Here is a 21,871-nt window from a genome sequence, read left to right on the forward strand (position 1 = left end):
CGTGTGGAGCATGTCTTCGCGGTGGTCAAACGACTGTGGGGCTTCACGAAGGTGCGTTACCGCGGGTTGGCGAAGAATGCGAACCGGGCCTTCGTAGCTCTGGCGCTCGCCAACGTGTACCTGTCGCGCACGCGATTGATGGCACAGGTGTGCCCGTAATGGGCGAAACGCGGGCAAAACGCCCGCGTGCAATGCCCGCAAGGGCCAAAAGCCAAAGGGTGACGGTCGGCTTCACGACCTGAACACCTCAACATCGCCGACACGTCGCAAATTCAGCGGCTTGTTCAGCGTAGCCCTAAGCTATTTGGTCTTGGCCCAAATAACAAGTAAGTCTCGTGGCGCGAAAGGCAAGTTCGGACGAAATATCGACGAACCGCGTGCGCGTGCCGTGCTTTTCGAATGCCCGCCCTTTGACCTACCTCCGCGGCTGAACGTTACTCAATCGGATCGTACGGTAGACCAACGTAATTCTCTGCGATGGTTTTAAGACCCGCGTTAGAACTCGTGTAATAGTCGTAATCCGTGCGTTGCATGCGCTTATCGAATGCATCGCGTTCCGGAAACTCGTGCAGAAGATTGGTCATGAACCAGGAGAATCGCTCCGCTTTCCAAACCCGTCGCAATGCCACCTCGGAATACTTGTCTAGCAGATCGATCCGACCGTTTTGATAGACACTCCGCAAAATGCGATAAAGCGTACTCACATCACTGGCGGCCAGATTCAGCCCCTTCGCGCCAGTTGGTGGCACGATATGCGCTGCATCTCCCACCAGAAACAGTTTGCCGTACTGCATCGGCTCAACCACGTAGCTACGCAGGGGGGCGATGCTCTTTTCCAGTGAAGGGCCCGTCACGATCTTGTCGGCGACATCGTTCGGCAAACGGGTTTTCAGTTCGCCCCAGAAGCGCTCATCGGACCAGTCCTCGACCTTCTCCTTCAACGGCACCTGAAGATAATAACGGCTGCGGGTCGTCGAACGTTGGCTACACAGAACGAAGCCACGTTCGTGGTGAGCGTAAATCAGCTCATGGTTGACCGGCGGAGTATCAGAGAGTAGGCCAAGCCAACCGAATGGGTACACTCGCTCGTAGTGAGTCAGCACTTCTTCCGGGATAGTCTTGCGCGATACGCCATGGAAGCCGTCGCAGCCTGCAATGTAATCGCACTCCAGCCTGAACGTCTCACCGTTCTTTTCGAATGTGACGCAGGGGCTTTCCCCCTTGACGTCATGCAACTGGACGTTGCTGGCTTCGTAAATTGTGGTTGCGCCACTTGCCGAGCGTGCTTCCATCAAGTCGCGCGTCACCTCGGTTTGACCATAAACCAGCACCGATGAGCCGCCAGTCAGCTTCTTCAAGTCAATGCGATCGCGTCGCCCACCGAAGACCAGTTCGATTCCGTCATGGACGAGACCTTCCCCATCCATGCGTTGATTGACACCGGCTTCCCGCATCAGATCGACCGTGCCCTGCTCGAGCACGCCAGCACGAATGCGGCCCAACACGTACTCGCCAGTTTGCCGCTCCAGAATTACATTATCCACGCCGGCCTTTTGCAACAACTGGCCAAGCAGAAGCCCGGACGGGCCAGCACCGATGATCGCGACCTTGGTTCGCATCTCCACCTTCTCCTCTGTTTCACCTGATCGCCGCGTCGTGTCCTGGCGACACTGCTGCAGCGGCTTAAATATCTAGCGCGGTTTTATGGCGCTCGTATAAGGCAGCGTTTTCTGTCAATAACGGTCAGTGGAACCTGCACTTCACCTAAGTCATACCGGGGCCCAGCCTAGACTCGTCCATTAATAAGTCGCATACCTTATTGCTTCACCAGGCCCCAGTTGCAATGCTGTTATTTTGCGACGCCGGGCATCGATGTAGCGCGAATAAGCTGGGTCGTTTGCGCGGTAATCAGATGGCCCGACGCCGCCAGATACCTGGGAAAGTCCGGGTGTGTGTCACGGGCTCGACAACGGCGCTCGTAGTCGGCCAGATCCTCATAGCCCCACAAATGGGTGAACTGATTCTGTGGCCCAACCATCGAGGTCCAGAAACCCAAAGGATGGCCCAGCGTTTCGAGCAGAATCGGCATGGCCAATCGATTGAACACTTCCAGAAACTCCGGCATCTTGCGAAGTGCGATCGTGTACGTCCGGTGATCGACCAGTGGCTTTGCGAGATTTACCATGCGCCCTTCCCATTCACCTTGTCTGCAATCGTGTTGCCCGTGACGTAGCCAAACGTCATGTTCGGACCGTGGGTAATACCAGCGCCCGGATAAGCACCGCCCATCATTGACTTGCGGTCGTTACCCACTGCGTACAGACCTTCGATCTGCGAACCATCCTTACGCAGCACTTCGCCCGTGACCGCAGTTTCGATACCGTCGAACGTACCGAGGTCGCCCATCAGCACCTTGACCGCGTAGAACGGACCGTTTTGGACCGGTGCGACACACGGATTCGGCTTGTTTTCCGGGTCAGCCAGATAGCGGTTGAACGCCGTCGTGCCGCGACCGTATTGCATATCCTGGCCGACGACCGCGCCCTTGTTGTATTCAGCGACCGTCTTTTCCAGCGTGTCCGCGGTGATACCACACTGTTTCGCCAGATCACGCAGGGTTTTGCCCTTGATCAGGTAGCCCTTCTTGATCAGACCACCGGTCGGCATCGGTGCAGGCTTGACGTAGCCCAGACCGTATTTCGCCAGCGCATCCTTGTCGCAGATGAGCCACATCGCGGTTTCACGCTTGCCTTCGCATACACGCATCAGTGCTGCACCAACGTCGTGGTACGAATTTGATTCGTTGGTGAAGCGCTTGCCATTGGACAGCACACCGATAATGCCAGGCTTGTAGCGGTCCAGCAGGTGCGGGAACACGCCGGTACGACCACCACTGAGCGGCACCTTCGACACCGGCATCCATGCGCTGGCGTCGGCATAGCCCATACCCAGTGCTGCACCAGCCTTCTCGGCCATGTTGACGCCGTCACCAGTATTGCTTTCCGGCGTCGGGCTCAAGTGGGTGCCCCCATTCTTGACGTGCGGGTAGACTTGGGCCAGTCGCTTGGGGTCGTGAGGGAAGCCGCCTGCTGCGAGCACGACACCGTGCTTTGCCACGATCTGGACTTCACCGTCCGAGCCCACAGCGTGCACGCCCGTGACCTTGCCATTTTCGGTCAGCAAACCACGAACCGGCGTCGAGGTCATGATCGGAATACCGAGCTTCAGCGCCGAGGCCGCGAGCCGTGCGGCCAGCGCATTACCACTCGTGACGTTGATGCCGCGACGATAGAGCGTCAGTTCCTTGACGTGTGTGGCCAGACGCTTTGCCACGTAGCAGAATGACTTGAAGCTCTTCGTTGCCTGAAAGAAATGCTTGAGGTCGGCATTGCTCGAATTGAACATCATGCCGATGAACGTGATCGTTTCGAGCGGCGGCTTCAGACGATTCATGTCCTTGCCGAGGCCACGAATGTCGTACGGTGCCGCCAAAATCGAGCGGCCGATATCCTGTCCACCTGGCTTATGCGGGTTGTAATCGGGATACATCGTGGGCACGAACTTCGTATCGGTTTCCTTCTCGAAGAAGTCCACCATCTTCGCGCCGTTCTCGATAAAGCACGAGACAGCAGCGTCGTCGTAATTCTTGCCCGCTTCTTCCTGCAGGTACTGCTTGACCTTCTCTACCGAGTCTGCCTGATTCTGCTTACGGCCATAGTGGGAGAGCGGAATCCACAGAACGCCGCCTGACAGTGCGGTTGTGCCACCGAACACTGCTTCCTTTTCCACGACCACAACATTGAGGCCGCGCTTCTTTGCCGTGATTGCCGTAGCAAGTCCGGCTGCACCGGAACCAACGACCACCAAATCGCAAGTTGTCTTCGTCATGTCTGACTTCCTTGTTGTTGTCATTGATTACTTTGCAGGCACTGCGTTGAAACCAGGACGTGGAACCTGGTCCATGAGCATGCAGTTCAGACCGCCATCGGTGAGAATCTCTGCGCCGTTGACGTAGGCCGCGAGGTCCGAGGCCAGGAACAGTGCGGGTCCTGCCAGATCTTCCGGTTCACCGATACGACGCGAGGCCACAACTTGCGCACGACGCTCTTCGAAACCCGGCTCTTCATAGAACTTGGCCGACAGTGCAGTACGGATCATGCCCGGGAGCACGCAGTTCGAGCGCACACCACGGGGGCCCCACTCTGCTGCCAGTTGACGCGAGAGCAGGAGCACACCTGCCTTACCCGGCGAATACGAGCCGCTATTCGTTTGCGGGTTGAGTGCTGCGATCGAAGCCACGTGAACGATGCTGCCCTTGCCTGCGGCCAGCATATCCTTGCCGAACGAACGAGCGCACAGCAGGTAGCCCGTCAGGTTCACGGACAGTGAGAGATTCCAGTCCTCGATCGAAACCGTTTCCAGCGAACCTGCGCGGAGCAAGCCCGCATTGTTGATCAGGGCGTTGACCGGACCCATCGTGGCACGCACATCGTCAGCGGCAGCGGCTACCGACTTCTCATCCGATACGTCGCAAGCGAAGGGCAATGCAACCAGACCCTCATCACGCAGCGTCGAGGCTACGGCCTTCGCACCTTCGAAGTTTTTATCCACGAGAGCAACGTGGGCCCCCACGCGCGCGAACGCCTGTGCGATGCCGGCACCGATACCTGAGCCTGCGCCTGTCACGACAACAATCTTGCCATTCAGGTGCAGCCCAGGCTGCGCCGGATTCTGGATTTCTTGACTCATATGGATACCCAACGTTTTGGAAAGGTTACTTCTATAGAGAATCGCTCCGCCATTTGACACGCAGGCCAACTATGTGACAATGGAAAAACCACTCAAATAACAGGACAAACTGTGCAACAGGAGCAAAATGCGATTTCGAACTTCGTGCTCTACGGAGCGGAGAGCAATGCCCCTCATGACGATATGGTTCATTACGAGCCGATCTCACTACGTGCCAGTCTTTTCGACTTCGAAATCAAGCCTCACGTCCACCGTGCCCTCATCCAGGTTCTATACATCACTCACGGTGGTGGAGAGACCTCGATTGACGGCAGGACCTGGACATTTCAGGCCCCCTGCCTCATCGCGGTCCCTGCACAATCGGTGCATAACTTCCACTTCGCGAACGACATTGAGGGACACGTTGTTACGGCGGCTCAGCCAGCACTCGAATCCGTGATCATGGCCTTGGCCCCGGATCTACTGGAATTCGTTCGAACTCCGGCAGTTCTGTCGGGAATACTCAACCTTGACAAGGGCACCCCGCTAGAGACCGTTTTTCAATCGATCCGACAAGAGACGCTGGTAGACGCGCGTTGGCAGCTCGCTGCGGGTGCTGCACGGATGATCGCTTTATTCGTTAAGGTTGGACGTCTTAGCGAAAGTGCGAAACTGGCTGCGAATCCCGAGCAACGAACACTGGCCGACAGAATTGAAAAATTCCGCGCCCTACTCGACAAGCACTGTCGTGAACGTCGGGCAGTCGGTGAGTACGCCAAAGACATGGGCGTAACCACCGGCCAACTTTCCCGAATCTGCCATGCTGCATTTGGTACTTCAGCGATCGAGGCTATCGACGCACGTTCCATCCATGAAGCAAAACGACTACTCGGCTATTCAACGATGAGCGTGAAGCAAATCGCCAACGAACTAGGATTCCAGGATGAAGCCTACTTCGGCCGTTTCTTTCGCAAACAAGTGGGAGAACGGCCAACCGAGTATCGTTCTACTGCCCAAGAGCGATTCCTTCTGGGTTAGAGCCCCGTGAGCTTGACAAACAGGTGCTCCGGTCCCGAGTTCGTCAAGTTGTTGCCACGCACGTACTTGATTTCCTTCGTGGCATCGAGCGAAATCGAACCCACTTTCTGTGCCAGCGCACGCACCGACAGCAGCGTCTCCAGCTTCGCCAGCGGCATACCCAAGCATTTGTGCATCCCGTTTCCGAAGCCCATGTGTGCATCGTTATCGCGGTCGATGTTGAACGTCTCACCGTCCGGGAACTTGCGCGAGTCACGGTTGGCCGAGGACAGCAGCAGTCGGATGATCGAACCCTTCGGGATGTGAACGCCGGCGACCGTCGTATCAGCGGTCGTCACGCGGGACACGCGTTGAACGGTGCCACGATAGCGTGCCGTCTCTTCCACGAACTTCTCGCAGTCGTCCATGTTGGCGCGCAGTCGTTCGAGGTGGTGCGGCTGCTCGGCCATCATACGGAACGCGTTGGCCACCAGGATAGTCGTCGTGTCGTGACCGGCGATGAACACGAACGAGCACAGCTCCTTTGCCTCTTTCTCGCTGAGCAGCCCGTCCTTCCACATGCGTGCGATGTGCGCGCCAATCGACTGGCTGTCCGTGTCCATGAGCTTCAGCATTTGGACGCGGAGGTATTCCCAGAAATCATTCGCACTCTGCTCATCGGTACCGGTGCCCAGCGCGTTACGTGCAATACGTCCGAAGTACGAGAAGGTTTCGTCCGACCAGAACTTCATCTTCTCTTCGTCTTCTGCCGGAACATCCAGCATGGCCGAAATCGTGCGAATCGACAGCGGAATCGAGAAGTCCTGAACCACGTCGCCACCGCCCTTGGCGATCATCGCATCCAGCAGTTCGTTGGCACGTGCGGTCACCGCTTCAACAAACGGATCGATTGCCAGCGGCGTAAACGACGGTTGCAGAATCGTGCGCAGACGCGAGTGTGCTTCACCGTCAAACAGCGTGAGGAACGTGAGCGGCACCGGCTTCACCACTTCCGACGAGAACAGCTTCGTGTTACGGACGGCCTTGAACACGTCTTCGTAACGCGAGAGGAACCAGACGTCGGACGTCGTGGACTGGCAGCGCAGAACCGGTGCGTTTTCACGCATCCACTCGTAGTGAGCGTAGGGGTCGCCCTGCGAACCGTCGTCAACGACCTTGAACGGCTCCATACCCTCGGGCCACTCCAGTTCATGCGAGTATGTGGGGAGCTCGGTCGCCGGCGCCTGGTCGATCATCGCGTGGAACGGGCAACCACCGGCCTTGGCTTCTTCAGCCAGAGCCGACATAGCCCCGGAATCATGCTTCACGTGCTTGGCCAGCGCCTTCATCACGAAATCGTCTTGGGCGAATTCTGTGTACAGCTTGACCAGTTGATCATCGCCCGTTGCTTGAACCAGCGCCTTCCGTGCCGCAGCGAAGGCCCCGAACTTCTGGATCTGATCTGCGTTCAAGCGACCGAGCAGCAAGCCCAGTTCGAGAGCGCTGGCCGCGTCCGAGGACGAAACGGGCGCATCCACCGCTTGCGATACGACTACAGAAGCCGCAGCCGGAGCAGCAGCTTGTGCAGGCGCTGCCGTAGCGAATTTTTCATAATGGAAACTCGTCGGATTCACGTTCTGGTCCTTGAGATACTTGCTTACTGCATCGACCATCGCGGGCGGCCCGCACAGGTAGATGTCAACTTCGCCGTCATTGAGGTGAGCGGCCTCGATGTGATCGGTGACCCAACCCTTACGCGGGTGAGCACTCGTCTTGTCCGCAATAACCGTTGCGTACGTGAAACCGGGGATCAGCTTCGCGTATCCTTCGAGTTGATCGACGCACACCAGATCGTTGTCCGTATTCACGCCCAGAATCAGGTGAATCGGATACTTGCTGCCGCCGCTCTTCAGGATCTCGTCAAGCATCGACAGGAACGGTGCGAGTCCCGTGCCACCGGCCAGCATCAGAACCGGACGCCCGATTTCACGCAGATAGAAACCGCCGTATGGACCCTTGAACTCGATCGCAGCACCGACCTTCGCCTTCTCGGCCAGCCACGTGGACATCAGGCCTTGCGACACATTGCGCACCAGGAACGAGACGTCACGGTCTTGGGGCCCCGAGGAGAATGAGTAGCTGCGGGTCTGATCCGTGCCCGGAACCGTCACGTTCACGTATTGACCGGCCTTGAATTCGAGAGCAACACGGTCGTCGAGTTTGGCGGCGAATGCAATGGTGCTTTCAGAAACGCGCTCGATCGACGTCAGACGGCCTTGGTGCATGCGAGCGCTCTTGCCCGTCGAGCTCGACGCGATCTGGAGCACGCAGTCCGACTTCGGGCTCATCTGGCAGGTCAGGACTTTGCGCTGGGCCAGCTCTTCCGCGCTGATGGCTTCATCCGTGCAGTCACCCGTCGTGTATTCGCCGGATTCGCATACGGCCTTGCAGGTACCGCACACGCCGTCACGGCAATCGAGCGGGATATTGAGTTTTGCGCGAATCGCGGCGTCGGTAATGCGCTCGCCCTCTTCGCAGTCGATAAGCCGAGTTACGCCGTCTTCAAAATTGAGGGTGATCTGATAGACCATAGTGCGCTCCGTATGCTGAACCGAACGGTCAGACTGTTTTTAGTAGACGCACTCTAGGGCCAAATTGTCACAGACTCAACGGACAGACCCTCCATTTAACAGGACAAAACCTGCATCCAGGAAAGGGCATATGTAAGACGAAAAAGCCACCCGAAGGTGTGGTTGTGAGCTGGTCGATCGGCACGCGGTCGGATGCCGAACTCGTCAATACCATGCTGGATTCGGCAATTGAGCCAGTGGCTGGCTGCCAGCATCCTCAACGGCCTGTTCCAGGCCGCCAAGCGACGTGCGCGCGGTTACGCCAACCTCACTACCATGCGTACCGTGCTGTTCCTGATCGCCGGCAAGCTCGACTTCAGTTCGATCAACCCGCCTGCGGCATAACCTACTCAAATCTCAACAGAGCCACAAAAAGCTCATGTGTTACATCCGCCAATACAACAAGCAGGCTACCCCGTTGAAATGGAAGTACTCCGATCCAATTCGACGTATCCGGTGCAATTCATCCGGTTCAATGGACTTGTGCCTCATGATTTGACATAGCAGTTTCCCGATGACACATTGAATAGTCGTATTCGAGCGGCCTACAAAAACGTGGAGAAAGGCGTGTCCGGAGAAGAGAAACGACCTTTGATGAACTACGGTGATTTGGCTTCTCACTATGTCCATCTCAGTGAGCAGGCGTGGAAACCGACTCCCTCTCCAGGTATCGACATGAAGATACTTCTGAGCGTCCCTGAAGCCGGTCTGCTTACCGCTCTTTTCCGGTGGGCACCTGGAACTGAGCTGCCGCTCACGAGCATGTGGAAATCGAACAGGCCCATGTTCTCGAAGGAAACATTGTCGATGACGAGGGAGAGGTTCGCGAAGGCGACTACGTTTGGCACCCGAAAGGGAATCAGCACATCGCCCGCTCGCGGTGCACTCATACTTTCACTCTTCCTGAAGCTGAATCTCTTTCTAGAAGGTGAGCTTGCTGGACAGGAGTTGAAATAGGCGCGCAAAGAGAAGCCTTCTCTCAGAGGGCTTTTCTCCTTTTCGTGCATTTTCTGGCCGTAGCGGCGTGAGAAGCCGCCTGCAGCAAGGCTTGGCAACCTCACATGCCTTTTGCAACTTGAGGGATTTTCAACTCTTTGATCTGAAAGCGCCTTTTCGTGCAATCCGCCAGAAAATGCACGAAAAGGACGAAGACCCCACAATGCATACCTCGTCGATGCGCTGCAGGTACTCGGCGACATGGCGCGAGGGACTGCGGCGATCGTTCCGTCGGCGCCCGATGAAATGCTCCAGGCGCTGGCGGCCAACAGGGTCAAAGGCGCGCGCGTCAATCTGGCGTCGATCGGTCAGCAGGACCTCTGCGGCCCGCGGGGTGCTGACTTTGCTCGCACGCCGCATCGGGCCGCTTGGATGGCACGTAGAGATTTACGCAGCGTCACAGGTGATCGCGGCATTGGCGAACGAGATCGGTGCGCTCGATGTCCCAGTCGTCCTCGATCACTTCGCGATGATCCAGACGTCAAAGGGCATGGCGCAGCGGGATTTACCACCGATCGTCGATCTTCTGCGCAGCGGCCATGCCTATATCAAGCTGTCGGCGCCCTATCGCATCTCGCAAGGCGCGCCGAACTATGACGACGTGCGCCCGCTCGTGCGCCACCTTGCCGAGGCCAATCCCGCACGCATTGTCTGTGCGAGTGACGAGCCGGGCGAAAATCGACCGCCATAAGCCCATTCCGTCACGTCGACGACGCGCGCGTGTTGAATCAACTCGCGCACTGGGTACCCGAACCGGATTTGCGGCAGCGCATCCTGGTCACCAACCCAACTACGCTTTATGGCTTCCGGAGGTTTTTTCAGAACCGGTACTTGAACCGGATCTGGCCGCCATTCTCGACCTCGTGCGCGGCAACGACGCCGTCATACTCCAGACGCACATCGAGACGTTTGGTCGTATAGACCTCTACCCCAGCGGAAAACTTGCCTGCAACGTGCGCATTGGTGAGCGTATTGGTGAAGCTGCCGAAACCCGGGGCAGTGGCGAACGAGGCGTTGGTCGTGTAGCTATTGCCTGCAATGAAGCTGACCCCGGCGCCGACATAAGCGTCGACTGTCGCTGATCCGATCTGCGCGCGCGTCCCGATCCGCAGGTTCGGCGTGCCGGTCGCAATGACGCTGTTCGCACTATTCACCTTCAGGTTGAGCGCGCCCGCACCGCTCTCCGTGTAACCCGGTAGATTGATGTAGTTCAGGTCGCCATCGAGCGCCGGCTCCAGGTAGAAACGGCCGAACGGAATCTGATAGGCCGCGCGCATGTGCATTCCGAGATTGAACGAATTGGGCGACGCGGTCGCCACCGCATTGGCGCTCGGGATCACGCGCGAGCTGTTCAACCAGCCGTAGCTGGCGTCCACCGCACCGCTGAAAGTCCACGGCCCGATCTCGTGCTTGAGCGCGACGACGCCAAGAAGCGCATTGCCGTTGGCGCTCGTCAGGTTGTCGTTGCCGGTAAAGCGGTCGGTCTCGTAGCCGATGGCGCCACCGAGAAACCAGCCGGGCTGCAGCTGGACCTGCCCGCCGACCTTCATCGTCGTACCTTGCCAGCCGAAACCTGGGAACGAAGCGTCGGCGCTGCGGTTTTCCCACATGCCCGTGGCGCGGAACCACACGCAGGAGCCCTGCTTTCTCACGGTGGTGTCGTCGTCGCCGAACTCTGGACAACTGAAGACGGAGCGCGAGAATGCCTGGCTGGACTGGTAGCGCGCAGCGGCAACGCCGAGCAACTCCTGGCCGGAAACGGCGGTCAGCGTCTGGGCATAGCCCGCCGTGCTACCGGCGCTACCGAAGGCTCCGAAGATGGGTGCAAAGGTAGGATCGGCACTGTTCCACAACCGGTCCAGGTTGGCTGCGACACTCTGCTGCGTGGCCGAAGCCCCCTTGCTCGCACCGACGAAATCCGCATCGGTCTTGATCGCGACGGTGTTGCCCTGCACCAGCGGCGTGAAGCGGTAGACCGGCGTAGAAGAACCCGCGAGCGCCGTATCCGGCCGAATTCCGCCGGCGGCCGACAGCACGGTGCTCGTGCTCTTCAGATAGCTCACCGGATCGGCCTGCACCTTGCCGGCAAGCGCGGCGGTACCCGTGATGTCGAGCAGATCGGACCGCTTGTTGGCCGGATCGATCTGGACGTTCAGTGTGCCAGTCGAACTCTGCACGAGATTGCCAGTGAGAACCGTATTGCCGATCGACTTCGCGCCGCCGACTTTCAGCGTACCGGCGTTGTTCACCGTGCCGCCTCCGACGTTCAGCGTGGCCGGTGTGTCGATAACGCCACCGGGCAGATTGTTGACAACGCTGTTGCCGGGGCCACCAAGGACGTGGATGTCACCGGTGATAGTGCCGGAGTTGTTGACCGTGGTGGTGGCGGACGCCTCGCCATACAACGTGGGGTCCACCAGGATCGCGTATTTGCCTAAGGTCTGGATGGTGCCCTGGTTGGTGATGATGTTGTTATTGCCGCCAATCAGACGGACGGCGGCAGCGTCGCGAAACTCCGGGTCCTCCCCCCCCATTGGGGCCGTCCGGAAATTGGGATCGGTCGTGCCGCCTATGACTTTCGACCCGGGCGCCAGGTGGATCGAGATTTGCCCGCCTTTCTGGCCGTCGCTTTGCGCCAGGATGCCGGCGGACCCGACGCCTGTGGCCATGACCGTGTCGTTATCCCTGACGTTGACGGCGACCATGCCGCCCACGCCGGCGCCACCCGCGCTGCCACGTGCCACATCATGCAGCGGGCCGAGCGTGCTTGAGTTGTTGTTGGAGGCCACCAGACCACCACCACCGCCGATCGATTGCGCGAAAATCGCGGGCGCGTACCGGCCGGTCGTCACGACCTTCCCGCCGTTTGCCACGATGACGTTGACGGTGCCGCCATTGCCGCTGTTGGCGAATACCGTGCCGCTCGTATTGTCATCGTAGTAGTTCGGGGCGGACGGGTCGCCGGCAAAGCCCCCGCCACCGCCGATCGATTGTGCGACGATCCCATACGCACCGTCGCCGGTGGTAGAGACAGTGTTGTTGGTGTCCACGACAAGAACGTTGCCACCATTGCCGCTCGCGCCCCCGGCGCCAACGAGCGTGCTCGTGTTGATCTGTCCGCCCACTACGAACCCGCCCCCGCCGCCGATCGACTGCGCGACGATACCGTGCGCGTCAAGCCCGCTCGTCGTCACGTTGCCTTGCGTGTTGACAGTGACGCCGCCGCCATTTCCCGAACTGCCGTTCTGACCGCCGAAGCTCAGTGTCACCCCGTAGATGTCGGCGATCCGTCCCTGCGGATTCTGGACGGCTTTGGAAGGATCGAATGTCTCATCGCTGCTTGCGGTCGTCACGACACCGCCGCCGCCTCCGATACTTTGCGCGAGGATGCCGACGCTTTGCTTGCCAAGTGTCGTGACCGTGCCGCCGTTGCTGACGCTCACGTCGCCGCCATTCCCGGCGCCTCCGCCATTGCCGCCCACGGCGATCGACAGGCTTTTAAGCGAACCGCTGACCGCCCCCGACATCGCGCCGTTGCCGCCACCGCCGCCTACGCTCTGCGCGTACACGCCGAACGCTTCCACCCCCTGCGTCTCGACTGCGCCATTTGCCTTCTGCACGACACTCACCGCCCCGCCCGAGCCCGCCGCGCCACCGCTGCCGCCCACGGCGACCGCGGCCTGCACCTTCGAATCATTGTTCGACTTGCCGACCGAACTCGCCGCGCCGCCGCTGCCGCCGCCGCCGCCAACGCTCTGCGCGAAGATGCCGTGGGATTGCGCGCCATAGGTGCCGATCGCGCCGGTGTTGCTGGCGTTCACCGCGCCGCCCAGGCCACCCGCGCCGCCGCTGCCGCCGACCGACACGCCGACGCTGATCTGGTTCACGGTGCCCAGAACTTTCGATACCCCATCCGGCTGCGTGAGGAGCTTTTCCAGATCACCATAAGTCGCTTTGATTTTTTCGCCGAGCACTCCGACCTGCAGGATGTTGTTGCCCAGGTTCTGCACATTCTGGTTGAGGCCGAGGCCCTGACCCAGAATGCCAAACAGCGTCTGGGCGTTGGAGATCGTGTCGAGGCCGCCGCTGCCGCCCGCGGCCGCCGCGCCCTTGCCGCCTTTGCCGCCGCCGCCGCCGACGCTTTGCGCGAAGATGCCGGTCGAGGCCGCGCCGCGGGTGACGATGTTGCCGTTGTTGATCGTCGTCACCGTGTTGCCGTCGCCGCCGACGCCACCCTTGCCGCCAACACCCACGGCGATAGCATCCTTGCCGCCGCTGGCCGCAGCGGTACCTCCGCCGCCTGCGCCGCCGCCGCCGCCCACGCTCTGGGCGAACACGGCATCGGCGCCGTCGCCACGCGTCGCGATCGAACCGTCGTTGGTCAGGCCGACCGTGCCGCCCGTTCCCCCCGTTCCCCCCGTTCCGCCCACCGCGATTGACGCGCTGAAGCTGGCTTTGGCGTTAGCCGCCGTTGCCGAGGCATCCCCCGTTCCGCCATTGCCGCCGCCACCGCCAATTGACTGTGCGAACACGCCGTGGGCGTCCTGGCCCAAGGTGGCGATCAGCCCGGAGTTTTCCAGGTTGACGGCGCCGCCCGTGCCGCCGCTGCCGCCGCTGCCTCCGAGAGCCACGGAGACCGACAGGGACGCCCCCTTGGCAGGCGACGCGGAGTAGGACGCGGCGGTTGCGTCGCCGCCCGTACCACCGCCGCCACCGACGGACTGCGCGAAAACGCCGGTCGCGCTGTCGCCCGCAGTGGTGATCAGACCGGAATTATCGAGCGTGACATTGCCGCCGGTGTTGCCGGTCCCGCCGGCGCCGCCGATAGCGGCGCTGACACTGATCGAAGGAATATTTGGGCTGGCCGATGCGGCAACGGCACGCGCCGTGGCGCTGCCGCCGGAGCCGCCGCCGCCGCCGATGCTTTGCAGCACGACACCTTCGGCGTCCGAACCATACGTAGCAACCTGGCCCGAGTTGGACAGCGAAACCGCGCCAGCCGCGCCGCCGCTGCCGCCTAGTCCGCCAATGGCAACCGAGCTCGACAGGGGGCCGCCGACGGTGAACGCTGTAGCGTTACCGCCATTGCCGCCACCGCCGCCGATCGACTGAGCCTTGATACCGGCTGCGTGGTCGCCGTAGGTCGTGACGAGTGCGGCGTTGTCAACGGTGACCTGGCCGCCCGCGCCGCCACCGTGGGCATCACCGCCGATCACCATGGTGATCAGCCCCCCGCCGCTCGACGTCGCGCTGCCGGCATTGCCGCCGGAGCCGCCAATGCTTTGCGCAAGGATGCCGGCTCCACCGCTCTGGTCGAGGCTGCCAAACACGCTGTTCTGGCCCAGCGCGAGCTTCACCGCGCCGCCATTGCCGCCCTGGCCGCCGTTGCCGCCGATCTCGAAGCCCGCGCCAGCGGTGACGCCGCTGGCGTCGCCGCCGCTTCCGCCGCCACCGCCGATGCTTTGCGCGATCAGCGGGATGCTGCCGACGCCTGATTGACTGCCGACCGTGACAAAGGCGTGGTTCGAGGTCACCGTGACCGCGCCGCCATCGCCGCCCGCGGCACCTGCACCGCCCGTGCCGGCCAGCGCGAAGCTGACACTACCGCCATTGCCCCCGCCGCCGCCGACACTTTGCACCAACGCGCCATGTGTATATGGGCCGTTCGTTTTAATTGTCGCCGTGTTCGTCGCGTCTCCAAGGGTCAGCGAAGCGCTCCCGCCAGCGCCTGCCTTACCACCATCACCGCCTTCACCCACGACAGTGCTCTGGGCGCCGTCACCGATGCCGCCGGCGCCTCCATTGGCCTGCACCAGCACCCCCTCACCCCCGATCAACCCGGCAGCAGACTGCCCGGCCGGAACATTCGCGGTGTAATCGATGGAACCAAGGACGGTGGCGCTGGCGCTGCCGGCAATTCCGCCGTTGCCGCCCATACCACCCTCATTGCGGAATGAGCCGTCGATGGCAGTGCCACCGCCCCCGCCCGCTCCGCCATTCGCCTTGGCAGTTACGCCGCTGCCCGGCTGATACCGACTGTTCGCCGGTTGCATCTGATCGGAGAACGCGATCTGGCCACCGCTGCCGAGTTCCGCGCTCGCTGTGCCGCCGTTACCTCCGTTGCCGCCGGTCCCGCCAAAACTGCCACTTCCACCGTACGCGCCACCAGCGCTGCCGCCCGTACCGCCATCGGCGTCGGCCTGCATCGGAAAGATCTGGCCTGCCGGGGTGCTGGCGGTCAGACTGCCGTTCTGAAAGGCAAGCGTCGCGGTACCGCCGGCGCCGCCATTGCCGCCCTTGCCTCCATGGCCTTCTACGACCAAATCGCCCGGAGTGGGCGAGTTGCCACCGACCCCGCCGGTCCCGCCCAGGGCGGACGCTCGCAGGCCGACGCCATAGAATTGAATGCTGCCGGAGGCGTCAAGCGCTGCCTGACCACCCCGCCCCCCTGCTCCGCCGTTGCCGCCGTAGAGCGGCTCAGTACCTTGGGCATTGGACACGGCACCCACTCCGCCGGTGCCGCCATTGGCTTCCACGTCGAGCGCAACTTCCGGAAGGACACCTTTCAGGTCGGGACCAACCGTGCCGCTAAACTGCACGGAGACCGCGCCGCCATTGCCTGCCGCCCCGCCGTTTCCCGTGTGGGCGGAGCCATTGGCGTCATAACCGCCCTGTCCGCCGGCACCACCGTCACCACCGTCGACGGACCATCCCGCTCCCATCGTGGGGCTGATGAAGGTCGGCGCGAAGCCCCCCTTCACCGTAATTCCGCTGTTGACACTGTTAAAGGAACCACCCGACTGACCAGCGAAGCCATCCTGTCCCACTCCGTTCCAAGAGCCGTCGTCGGCGCCTTTGCATCCCGCCTGCCCCGCGGCGTTCAGGTAGTACTGGGGAAGCGGCGCTGCGCCAAACGACTGATTGGAAAAGTTGGTCTGTGCCGGCGCCGCAGGCAGCGTCGGGTTAGCGCTGCTGTTGCACTGGGCTCGCACAGCGACCGGAACAAACAGCGCGGCAAGCGACGTTACGGCAGAGGCCAACGCAACCACGGTCCGACGCTTGCGGCCGCAGCAATCCTCAAAACAAAGCGCCGACGTCAATGCCCGCGCAGACTCACAATGCGATGAATGCTTGAATATGTACACGATCTTCCTCATTCGGTTCTGTCGCAATAACAGGTGCAACTGGTTGCAGTCTTTTGAAAAAGACATCGAATCTGTCTGCGAGTCGCACAGAGACTGGTTTTACTGGCGACCCGGCTCGATCGGACAAAATCCGATTTCTGGACACGACGAATGACCGCAAGCCCGCACTGGCAAGTGATGCCTACGAAATTGAGCGCTGCCCAGGAAGGTGATTAATTTCTAACTTTCGCCGGAATATTTCGGCGGAGGTTTTCCAACTTGATTAAGGCCGTCAGAATCGGCTGATCCGTTCATCCTCAAGCGCCTTTTTTGAAGCCCACCCGGATTCATCGTCGGCAGCTGCGAATGCAACACCACCTGGTCCCACGCGGATCTGATCAGACATGGGGCAATTAGCAGAAGCCATTCCGCCGCGAGCCGTGAATGGACACATAATCATGAAACTTAAAATTGACTTAATATGATCAAACGTTTTCACAATAAATCTCACGATCCAGCGTGCCGAGGCACCCAATGCGCGTTTGAAAAGACATCAATCCGTTGCGCTTAGGTTGCATAGTGCGCGTGATAACTTAGATAACCATTAGTAGGAGGGAACATCAGGTGCCGCTAGCCGGGCTTTGTTCAATGGAACAAAAATGCGAATCGGGGAGCTGAAGAGCGCGGCGCGAATTTCGAGCCTGGGACTCCGCTTCCACGGCGGGCGTCGCGCTATGGCAAGGCGGTTGGTGTTCTACGGTGACCGGGCGAACGTGTTCTGCTGAACATCGGCCGGCAAGACCGGCAACGGTGTAATGCTTACGAAAGTATGGATTAGCGCGATTCGATATGTGAATGGCTGCTTCCTGAGCGACGCAGAACTATGCTTTTCTTCGGGGGTTTCCGATCATCACAAGTGCGCCGAAGAAGAATATTTGGAGATTCACTTTATTTCCGCCAACAAGAGCCCGGAAAATTGACATCGCCGTCGTACGGCAACGTAGCCGAAACGCGCGGTCACACCTCGGGCGATTCGCCGAGCGTCACAGTCCAGCCGAGGCCACGCACGTTGCGAATCACAGACTGTCCGAACTTCTTGCGTACACCGTGGATCAGCACGTCGACCGCGTTGCTCTCGACTTCCTTACCCCAACCATAAAGCTTCCCCTCGAGCTGATCTCGCGAAAGGATAGTGCCGGGGCGCTCAAGGAACGCGAACATCAATGCGAATTCGCGCGCCGACAGAACGGATGACACCCCGTTGCAGCATAGAGTTCGTTTGTCGAGATCGAGGTTCAACGTGTCATTGCCTAGACGCGACGACGCAAAGCCTGCCCTGCGACGCAACACGGCACGAATCCGCGCGAGCAGTTCGGGCAGGTGGAAGGGCTTGAGAACGTAGTCGTCAGCGCCGAAATCGAGCCCTTGGACCCGGGCGTCAAGGTCGTCACGTGCGGTCAGGATCAGTATGGGTACCTTGCTCCCCTTCTCACGTGCCGCCTTCAGCAATTCGATGCCGCCCATGCCGGGCAAACCAAGATCGAGCAAGACCAGCGTATATTCAACGGCAGCGATGGCCGCGCTGCCGGCATTGCCGTCGCGGACCCAGTCGACGCTGTACTCCGCATCCTGAAGCGCGCGCAGCAAACTTTGACCGATCTGCAGGTCGTCTTCGACTATGAGCACTCGCATAGTGCAATGTCCACGGCAATGGAGCGTTGTCGTTGGGCGCAAGGCAAGGAACGTTCTTCCGCAGGCGCGTTTCTCGCCTGAGCGATTTGCGATTCATGCGTAATGCGCCGGTTTTTTTCTCAACAGTTCGGAAGCTTCGCATCAGGCGAATTGGCTCTCCGCGGGAAAAACTTTCTCAACCACTCGAGAATGCCGGAACTGATGAAGCTGTATCGCCCCGGATTTCCACAGGTGGCTGAACACTCACAATCCTCGAAATCGACGGGCAGTGAATACACATTAAGCATGTTGTCCCTCTCGCGTAAGCGACGATCTTGCGCCAGGGATTCCCTCGCAATAACTCCCGGAATCCACTCTGCACTGGCGCTTTTCAGCCTGCCAATCCGCAATCTTCGTCTCAGGAAATATTTTAGATCCCAAGAATGAGATTGGAATGAGAATCGACGGAACGGCCCCTTCCTCGGGACTAGTAAATGGGGTCGGTCGCGATGTACGGCTGTGGATGAAGTCAGGCGATGATTGGCGTCTACCGACGTTCGATCACGCTACTCCCCGACACGTGACATCAAAGCAACGTCAGAAACACATTCCAATCTTCTTATGTCTTCAAGTATTCGATCCATTTCCATTGGATCGGCAGATGTACAGAACACCTCTAAAGCGCTCGCCGCAAGTCGCTACTGCAATCGCACTGATCGCAGGCATCACCAAAAGAGCTGCGAGCAACTCGCTGCTCAGAGAAGGCTACCTGACAGGAACGTAGTCACAATGCCAGTATGTACGGTGGCTATCTGATGAGAATTAGCGTTACGCAGCTTCCCGACCGAAACCCGTGACCGGGTGCCATTCAGGGCTCACTCTTCTACATAGTGCCGCGCGCCGGCAGAACGATTGTAGCAATCAGACCACTGTGTCCATCGCTGCGGTTTGCAAGCGAAATAGAACCCCGGTACTTCGCCACGACCGATTTGACGATCGAAAGCCCGAGACCACTACCTTCCGAATCCTCCGCACGCAGACGGAAGAAGCGATCAAACACCCGGTCCAGTGACGCTTCCGGAATGCCCGGTCCGTTGTCGGTCACGCGCACCACCAAGTCGTCGGCGCTTCGGAACAGATCGATGTCGACGGTTCCGCCGGCCGGCGTATAGCGCAGTGCGTTCTCAAGCAGATTGCGCACGGCCATACGCAATTCTCCTTCACGCGCTTCAACTTGCGCGCTCTCGAACTTCCCTACACCAAGATCGATCGAGCGTGCATCTGCAACCGGCAGAAAATCCGCGACGAGCTTCTGAACCAACTGGGACAGATCCACTGTCTCGATTGCTGTCAGATCGAGCTGTGCATCAGCTCGCGCTAGCGAGAGAAGCTGTCGGATCATCGTCGACGCTCGAGCGATGGCCTCGCGCAATTCGCGCAGACGCTCGGAGCGTGCCGCCTCGTCGGGAGCGTTGACGAGGTTGTCGACGCGGAGCTGCATCGCAGCGATAGGCGTGCGCAACTCGTGCGCGGCATCGGCGACGAATCGTTTCTCAGCGTCGATACCAACCTGAAGCCGGGCAATCATCCGATTGACCGACGCCGCGAACGGTCGTACCTCGTCCGGCACGCCCGATATATCGAGAGGCTCGAGATGCCGAATGCCGACTAACTCCGACTGCGCCGCTGCACGCGACAGCGACGCGAACGCCGCGTTGACGACAAAGGGAATAGCGAGCCAAACGAGTGGAATCAGGATGAGCGTGGGTATCAGGCTTTCGAGCGCGGCATGCCTTGCTGTTTCTTCGCGGAACGCCACCGGCTGTCCGACCTGGTACGTGTACTGGCCGTCGGCCTTTCTCAACGTGTAAATGCGATACGCATGCCCGCCGATACTCTCGATCGAATATCCGTCCGGCGCATTGCGATCGAATAGCAGCTCCGGATCGGTATTATCCGTTGGCGCCGCGTCGCCGCTCCTCCAGATTTGCCCGACAAAGCCGTCGACGGAGTGCTGCGGCGGACCGTGCGAGCCTATCGCGCCGACGTTGCCGGCGGACAGCCAGGTAGCGGCGCCCTGTAAGTGCACGTCGAGCAGTTCGCCGATGTGCTTGCGCGACAGCCAATACGACGTATATGCATCGATGAGACCGACTGCCGTGACCAGTACGATCAACGTTACAGTAATCTGGTTTTTCAACGAGCTCATGCGATCGAGTTCAGCGTATATCAGCGGTTACCCGTGCGGCCACACAATCTTCCAGACATTGTCCGTATCGACGACGGGGTAGTCGCCGCCCTCAAATCGGCCCGCGACCACTCCATCGACGAAACGCCGGAAAATGATGCTCGTGTCGATGATCACGCTCGCCGCGACGTTTCCGTACCGACGGGACGCATCGGCCATCCAGCCGATCACACGGACGCGCGGATGGCGGGCGGCCGCGACGATCACCGAGTCATTTGCATCGGCCACGAGTACGTCGGCGCCGGCGTCGATCTGCTGCACGGTCAACTGCTGCGTGCGTCGGCGGTCATCCCAGTTGCCGACCCAATCTACCAGAACCGTTGCATCGGGCGCCTTGGCAAGTACGGCCTGCCTGAAGCTTTGCGCCTCCGTCCCGTCGACAGACTCTACGCCGCCGACGAAACCGACGGTCTTCGTCTTCGACACGCTCGCGGCAACAGCACCGGCAAGCGCGCCACCGAGGCTCTTGCAATCGAGACAATAGTTGACCACGTTGGGGCCACTCGCCGTACCCGACAAGGTCGCGAAATAGGCTTGCGGGTATTGTGCTGCGGCCGTTGCGGTGACTGCGCTCAGCTCAGCGCCTGCCAGAATGAAACCGCGTACACCTGCCGTGTAGTGTCGGCCGATAACCGTAAGAATTCGCGCGGCACCCAGACTGTCGGCATCGCGCACGACAGTCATCCGGTAGCCGTTGTGGCGGACCTGGAGGTAGCCGCGATATGCGGCTTCGCTGAATCCGAGATCGCTTCCGGCGTAGGGAATGAACAGCAACACGGGCCATGTGCTAACCGTGCCTGCAACGGATGCATGCGTCGCGCCTCGGAGTGAGGTCGGGGCGAACGCAGACAGTGCGAGCAGCGAACAGGCAACGCGACGTCGCTCGTTGACGGGGGCCGGTTTCATTCGGGCAGGATTTCTATGCGCTTCCTCAGATAGTCGAATGTTCTGAAGAACTGACCTGAATACGTCCAAAGTCTATGCAGGCGTGGAAGATAACGTCAAGAGCGATTTGTCGCACCAACAGCTGGTTGTGGGTTTTTGCCAGCGTTGTCAGGTTAAGCGAAATGGGTACTGCTTTCCACTCAGATAAGGTCACCGACCATCGACAATTAAGTAGTCGAGATTTATAGACCCGGGCTTCGGCTAATCCACACCAAGGGCAAAGCTGATCAAGTCCACCGCAGAGCTACTCCGAGCGTTATAGCTCGGAGTGGATAAGGAAGGCAGAACAGGATGAAGCAGCAGACGCTGGCAATGGCAGCTGATGAAGGTGCGGGTTTCGAGACGCACCGCAAACGGACGCGGCGCGATGAGTTTCTCGATACGATGAATGCAATTACGCCGTGGGCTGAGTTGTGCGCGGTGGTCGAGCCGCATTACCCGAAGCGCGGCAATGGTCGCCCGCCGATTGGTCTGGAGCGCATGCTGCGCATCCATTTCATCCAGCACTGGTT

General features: G+C 60.0%; 13 protein-coding genes and 2 pseudogenes. 6 read left to right on the forward strand and 9 right to left on the reverse strand.

The features are described from left to right. On the forward strand, positions 1-159 hold a 159-nt coding region (locus tag GCT19_RS37480; RefSeq protein ID WP_152851873.1), incomplete at its 5' end, for a transposase. Positions 160-434: 275 nt separating this feature from the next. Here GCT19_RS37480 and pobA read toward each other — a convergent pair. From pobA to GCT19_RS37500, 4 genes are all read right to left on the reverse strand, one after another. Beyond that, complete coding sequence (gene pobA, locus GCT19_RS37485; protein ID WP_152854748.1) at positions 435-1,619, reverse strand: 4-hydroxybenzoate 3-monooxygenase; 1,185 nt, start codon at positions 1,617-1,619, stop codon at positions 435-437. A 230-nt stretch (positions 1,620-1,849) separates the two neighbouring features. Further along, positions 1,850-2,185 (reverse strand): NIPSNAP family protein, encoded by a 336-nt coding sequence (locus GCT19_RS37490; protein WP_018437506.1) that lies wholly within the window; start codon positions 2,183-2,185, stop codon positions 1,850-1,852. Then, positions 2,179-3,888, reverse strand: a complete 1,710-nt coding sequence (locus GCT19_RS37495; RefSeq protein ID WP_152854749.1) for an FAD-dependent oxidoreductase — start codon at positions 3,886-3,888, stop codon at positions 2,179-2,181. The genes GCT19_RS37490 and GCT19_RS37495 overlap by 7 nt, the downstream gene beginning before the upstream one ends. Before the next feature lie 27 nt (positions 3,889-3,915). Continuing rightward, positions 3,916-4,749 (reverse strand): SDR family NAD(P)-dependent oxidoreductase, encoded by an 834-nt coding sequence (locus tag GCT19_RS37500; RefSeq protein ID WP_152854750.1) that lies wholly within the window; start codon positions 4,747-4,749, stop codon positions 3,916-3,918. Between the two features lie 111 nt (positions 4,750-4,860). Here GCT19_RS37500 and GCT19_RS37505 point away from each other — a divergent pair, with 111 nt between their 5' ends. Then, a complete protein-coding gene (locus tag GCT19_RS37505; protein ID WP_018437509.1) occupies positions 4,861-5,766 on the forward strand; it encodes a helix-turn-helix domain-containing protein in 906 nt (301 codons plus the stop codon). On the opposite strand, the gene benC is transcribed toward GCT19_RS37505, so the two are convergent. Next, positions 5,763-8,336: a benzoate 1,2-dioxygenase electron transfer component BenC gene (benC, locus tag GCT19_RS37510; protein WP_152854751.1), complete on the reverse strand. Its 2,574-nt coding sequence runs from the start codon at positions 8,334-8,336 to the stop codon at positions 5,763-5,765. The two genes, GCT19_RS37505 and benC, sit on opposite strands and share 4 nt — an antisense overlap. Positions 8,337-8,591: 255 nt before the next feature. On the opposite strand from benC, the pseudogene GCT19_RS37515 reads away from it, so the two are divergent. The 3 genes and pseudogenes from GCT19_RS37515 to GCT19_RS44935 all read left to right on the forward strand — a co-directional run. Continuing rightward, positions 8,592-8,720, forward strand: a pseudogene (locus GCT19_RS37515) (ISL3 family transposase); the annotation flags it as partial. A 222-nt stretch (positions 8,721-8,942) separates the two neighbouring features. Then, positions 8,943-9,332, forward strand: coding sequence for a cupin domain-containing protein (locus GCT19_RS43925; protein WP_456299586.1), 390 nt, complete (start codon positions 8,943-8,945; stop codon positions 9,330-9,332). Positions 9,333-9,612: 280 nt separating this feature from the next. Further along, positions 9,613-10,062 carry an amidohydrolase family protein gene (locus GCT19_RS44935; RefSeq protein ID WP_408582413.1) on the forward strand — a complete coding sequence of 150 codons (450 nt, stop codon included), beginning with the start codon at positions 9,613-9,615 and terminating at the stop codon, positions 10,060-10,062. 127 nt (positions 10,063-10,189) lie between these two features. Here the strand turns inward: GCT19_RS44935 and GCT19_RS37535 are convergent, their stop codons facing one another. The 4 genes from GCT19_RS37535 to GCT19_RS37550 all read right to left on the reverse strand — a co-directional run bounded on the left by GCT19_RS37535 (position 10,190) and on the right by GCT19_RS37550 (position 21,191). Beyond that, a complete protein-coding gene (locus tag GCT19_RS37535) occupies positions 10,190-16,582 on the reverse strand; it encodes an autotransporter outer membrane beta-barrel domain-containing protein (RefSeq protein ID WP_227749444.1) in 6,393 nt (2,130 codons plus the stop codon). A gap of 930 nt (positions 16,583-17,512) precedes the next feature. Continuing rightward, positions 17,513-18,187 carry a response regulator transcription factor gene (locus tag GCT19_RS37540; protein ID WP_013093459.1) on the reverse strand — a complete coding sequence of 225 codons (675 nt, stop codon included), beginning with the start codon at positions 18,185-18,187 and terminating at the stop codon, positions 17,513-17,515. An 862-nt stretch (positions 18,188-19,049) separates the two neighbouring features. Beyond that, complete coding sequence (locus GCT19_RS37545; protein ID WP_227749445.1) at positions 19,050-20,030, reverse strand: ATP-binding protein; 981 nt, start codon at positions 20,028-20,030, stop codon at positions 19,050-19,052. A 372-nt stretch (positions 20,031-20,402) separates the two neighbouring features. Next, positions 20,403-21,191, reverse strand: coding sequence for a BMP family ABC transporter substrate-binding protein (locus GCT19_RS37550; protein ID WP_018437517.1), 789 nt, complete (start codon positions 21,189-21,191; stop codon positions 20,403-20,405). Between the two features lie 459 nt (positions 21,192-21,650). On the opposite strand from GCT19_RS37550, the pseudogene GCT19_RS37555 reads away from it, so the two are divergent. Continuing rightward, positions 21,651-21,871 (forward strand): annotated as a pseudogene (locus GCT19_RS37555) (IS5/IS1182 family transposase); the annotation flags it as partial.

Origin of the sequence: Paraburkholderia atlantica (genome assembly GCF_009362785.1) — a bacterium.
GTDB classification, from domain to species: Bacteria; Pseudomonadota; Gammaproteobacteria; order Burkholderiales; family Burkholderiaceae; genus Paraburkholderia; species Paraburkholderia atlantica.